This window comes from Micromonospora sp. DT231, from assembly GCF_049847025.1.
Lineage (GTDB): Bacteria > Actinomycetota > Actinomycetes > Mycobacteriales > Micromonosporaceae > Micromonospora.
On the sequence record NZ_JBNCNO010000031.1, the window covers coordinates 1 to 4,358 of the forward strand.

Genomic DNA, 4,358 nt, shown 5'->3' on the forward strand with positions numbered 1-4,358 from the left:
ACTGGGCCACCCAGTTCGCCGGCGTCACTCCCGCTGACCTACCCACCTACCCCTTCCAACACGAGCGCTACTGGATCGACGCCGTCGAGCCGACCGGCGACGTGCGCGCCGCCGGCCTCCAACCCATCACGCACCCCTTCCTCTCCGCCGTGCTGCCGGTCGCCGAAACCGGCCAGCTCATCCTCACCGGACGGCTGACGACACAGCCCTGGTACGGGGGCTCGGAATTTCCGCCCGCCGGACTCGTCGAGCTGGCGATCCGCGCCGGCGACGAGGTGGGTGCCGGTGCCGTACGCGACCTGAAGACCCAGAAACCGCTCACGCTTCCGGCCGACGTCCAGGTCTGGGTCGACGCACCCGCCGAGGACGGCAGCCGCCGGATCACCGTCTCGTCGCACCCAGCGGGCGCCACCGACGCGGCGTGGACAGTCAACGCGGAGGGCACGCTCGCCGTCGAACCAGCGACGTCCGGCGAGAGCCTGACCACGTGGCCGCCCACCGATGCCAGCCCGGTCCCGGCCGACACGCTGCCAGCCGATGTGCGGACGATGTGGACGAGCGGCGACGACACGTACGTCGAACTGGAGAGCGGCGACGAAGAGACGCCGTTCGGTCTGCATCCGCGCCTGCTGGACGCGGTCCTGCGGGCCGCCGGGGAAGCCTCCGCGGCGCTGGAGGCTGGTGCCGAGACTTTCGCGGCGCCGGCGTGGACCGGCGTCCGTCTGCACGCCACCGGCGCCACCCACCTGCGGGCCCGCCTCCGCCGCCTCGGTGAGCGCCGGTTCCGGCTCGACGCGGCGGACGCCACCGGCGCCCCGGTCCTCACGGCCGACTCCGTCGACCTGCGCCTGCTCGCCTCCGAGCAGCCCACCGTGCCCGCTGACGGGGCACTGCACGCGGTGCGGTGGGTTCCGGTGGAGTCGGGGGGTGTGGATACGTCGGGTGATGTGGTGTTGCGGGTTGGTGGTGGTGATGTGCGGGTGGTGTTGGGTGAGGTGTTGGCGGCGGTGCAGGGGTTCGTGGCGTCGGATGCGGGTCGGTTGGTGGTGGTGACTGAGGGTGCGGTGTCGGGTGGGTCGTTGGCGCATGCGGCGGTGTGGGGGTTGGTGCGGTCGGCGCAGTCGGAGCATCCGGGTCGGTTGGTGTTGGTGGAGGGTGATGCGGGGGTGGGGGCGGGGTGTGGGCGTTCGCAGGTGTGGGTGCGGGGTGGTGTGGTGTTGGAGCCGCGGTTGGTGCGGGTTGATGGTGCGGCTCCGGCTCCGGCTCCGGGTGGGGGTGGGGGTGTGTTTGGTGATGTGGTGTTGGTGACTGGTGGTACGGGGGCGTTGGGTCGGTTGGTGGCGGGGCATTTGGTGGCGCGTCATGGTGTGTCGCAGGTGGTGTTGGTGGGTCGTCGGGGTGTGGTGGATGGGGGGTTGGGTGTGGGTGTTCGGGTGGTGGCGTGTGATGTGTCGGATCGGGGGCAGGTGGCGGCGTTGGTGGAGAGTTTGCCGGGGTTGTCGGCGGTGGTGCATGCGGCGGGTGTGTTGGATGACGGTGTGGTGGAGCAGTTGTCTCCGCAGCGGTTGGACAGTGTGTTGGCGGCGAAGGTGGATGGTGCGTGGCATCTGCATGAGTTGACCAAGGATCTGAAGGCGTTCGTCCTCTTCTCCTCCGTCGCAGGAGTCTTCGGCAGCCCGGGACAGGCCAACTACGCCGCGGCGAACGCCTACCTCGACGCTCTTGCCCAGCACCGCCGGGACCAGGGGCTGCCCGCGACCTCAGTCGCCTGGGGATTCTGGGAACAGCGCACAGGTCTCACCGCCGGACTCGGCGACACCGCCCTACGCCGCCTCACCCGCGGCCTGCGACCCCTCCCCGACGATCGCGGCCTCGCCCTCTTCGACGCCGCGATCGGTGCCGCCGACGCCGCAGTCGTCGCCGCCCTGATCGAACCCACCGCCATCCCCGCCGACACGGTCTCACCGCTGCTGCGCTCGCTGATGCGCGGCCACCGCCGAGGACAGGCCGCAGGTACACCCGCCACCGCCGCCCTCGCCGATCGGCTCCGGACCGCCGGCGGCCCGGAGGAACAATACGAACAACTCCTCGACCTGGTCCGCACCGAGGCAGCCGCCGTCCTCGGCCACGAGTCGACGACCGCCGTACCGCCGACGCGCGCCTTCAAAGAGTCCGGCTTCGACTCCCTCACCTCGGTGGAGCTGCGCAACCGGCTCGGCAAACGTGCCGGCCTCCGCCTCCCCGCCACCCTCGCCTTCGACCACCCGACCCCAGCCGCCCTCGCCAGCTGGCTGCGCGACACCCTTCTCGGCGAAGAACCGGCGCCCGCAACGAAGACGGACCGACGCCGCGCCGCCGCCGACGAACCCATCGCCATCGTCGGCATGAGCTGCCGCTTCCCCGGCGGCGCGGACACCCCGGAACGCTTCTGGGAACTGCTCGCCGAAGGTCGCACAGGCCTCACCGGCTGGCCTGTCGACCGCGGTTGGGACATCGAAGGGCTCTACCACCCGGACCCCGAACACCGTGGCACCGCCTACGTCAACCAGGGCGGCTTCCTGCCCGACGCAGGCCACTTCGACGCCGCCTTCTTCGGCATCAGCCCACGCGAGGCGCAAGCCATGGACCCTCAGCAGCGCCTGCTGCTCGAAGTGGCCTGGGAAACATTCGAGCGCGCGGGCCTGGTGCCGGAAGACGTACGCGGGCCTGGCACCGGCGTCTTCATCGGCACCAACGGCAACGACTACGACGCCACCCTGGCGAACATGCCGCCCGGGGACGAGGGCTACCTGATCACGGGGAAATCGCTGAGCGTGCTATCCGGGCGGGTCGCCTACACCCTGGGCCTCGAAGGTCCGGCGGTGACAGTGGACACGGCGTGTTCGTCATCGCTGGTCGCCCTGCACCTGGCGGCGCAGGCGTTGCGGCAGGGCGAGTGCGACCTCGCGCTCGCCGGAGGCGTGACCGTCATGTCGACGCCTGAAGCTCTGGTGGCTTTCAGCGCGCAGCGGGGGCTTGCCAAAGACGGGCGAGTCAAGGCATTCGCGGGTGCGGCGGATGGGACGGGTTGGGGTGAGGGTGTGGGGTTGTTGTTGGTGGAGCGGTTGTCGGATGCGCGGCGTAATGGTCATCCGGTGTTGGCGGTGGTGCGGGGTAGTGCGGTGAATCAGGATGGTGCGTCGAATGGTTTGACGGCGCCGAATGGTCCGTCGCAGGAGCGTGTTATTCGGCAGGCGTTGGCTAATGCGCGTTTGTCGGTGGTGGATGTGGATGTGGTGGAGGCGCATGGTACGGGTACGACGTTGGGTGATCCGATTGAGGCGCAGGCGTTGTTGGCGACGTATGGGCAGGGTCGGGTGGTGCCGTTGTGGTTGGGGTCGGTGAAGTCGAATATTGGTCATACGCAGGCGGCTGCGGGTGTTGCTGGTGTGATCAAGATGGTGGAGGCGTTGCGTCGGGGTGTGTTGCCGGCGACGTTGCATGTGGATGAGCCGAGTCCGCATGTGGATTGGTCGGCGGGTGCGGTGTCGTTGTTGACCGAGTCGCGGGTGTGGCCGGAGGTGGGTCGTCCGCGCCGGGCAGGTGTCTCGTCGTTTGGTATTTCGGGGACGAATGCGCATGTGATCGTCGAGCAGGCTCCGCCGGTGGTTGGGGACGCCGTTGTAGTCGCTGATTCGTCGGTGGTGGGTGGGGTGGTGCCGGTGGTGGTGTCGGGGCGTTCGGAGCGGGCGTTGGATGCGCAGATCGATCAGGTTGGTCGGCTTGGTGGTGTGGACGGTGTGGGGGTTGCGGGGGTGTTGGTGCGGGGTCGGGCGGTTTTTGATCATCGTGCGGTGTTGGTGGGTGGGTCGGTGGTGGGGCGGGGTTCGGTGGTGTCGGGTGGTGGGTTGGGTGTGGTGTTTACGGGTCAGGGTTCGCAGTGGGTGGGGATGGGGTTGGGGTTGCGGGTGTTTCCGGTTTTCGCGGAGGTTTTTGATGATATTTGTGGTCGGTTTGATGGGTTGTTGGGTGGGTCGTTGCGGGGGGTGATTGAGGGGGGTGGGTCGTTGTTGGATGAGACGGTGTTTGCGCAGGCGGGTTTGTTTGCGGTGGAGGTGGCGACGTTTCGGTTGTTGGAGTCGTGGGGTGTGGTGGCGGATGTGGTGGGTGGTCATTCGTTGGGTGAGGTGGTGGCTGCTCATGTGGCGGGTGTGTTGGATGTGGGGGATGCGTGTGTGTTGGTGGCGGCGCGGGGTCGGTTGATGCAGGCGTTGCCGTCGGGTGGGGTGATGGTGGCGGTTCAGGCGAGTGGTGAGGAGTTGGTGGGTGCTCCGGTGGCGGCGGTGAATGGGCCGTCGTCGTGTGTGGTGTCGGGGCCT

2 pseudogenes are annotated in these 4,358 nt (G+C 68.7%); both read left to right on the forward strand.

From position 1 onward, the window contains the following. Positions 1–149: 149 nt before the first annotated feature. Positions 150–335, forward strand: a pseudogene (locus tag ACPXBU_RS34755) (hypothetical protein); the annotation flags it as partial. A 639-nt stretch (positions 336–974) separates the two neighbouring features. Beyond that, positions 975–4,358, forward strand: a pseudogene (locus ACPXBU_RS34760) (type I polyketide synthase); the annotation flags it as partial.